This window comes from Campylobacter sp. CH246, from assembly GCF_004378835.1.
GTDB lineage: Bacteria > Campylobacterota > Campylobacteria > Campylobacterales > Campylobacteraceae > Campylobacter_D > Campylobacter_D jejuni.
In genome coordinates, this window is record NZ_RYYA01000036.1 from 1 (window position 1) to 278 (window position 278).

Genomic DNA, 278 nt, shown 5'->3' on the forward strand with positions numbered 1-278 from the left:
AGGCAGATGGAATTGGTGGTGTAGGGGTAAAATCCGTAGATATCACCAAGAATACCCATTGCGAAGGCGATCTGCTGGAACTCAACTGACGCTAAGGCGCGAAAGCGTGGGGAGCAAACAGGATTAGATACCCTGGTAGTCCACGCCCTAAACGATGTACACTAGTTGTTGGGGTGCTAGTCATCTCAGTAATGCAGCTAACGCATTAAGTGTACCGCCTGGGGAGTACGGTCGCAAGATTAAAACTCAAAGGAATAGACGGGGACCCGCACAAGCGG

At 50.7% G+C, this 278-nt stretch carries 1 rRNA gene; it reads left to right on the forward strand.

Features of this window, described 5'->3' with window-relative positions:
- A 16S ribosomal RNA gene (locus ELQ06_RS08580) occupies positions 1–278 on the forward strand; the annotation flags it as partial.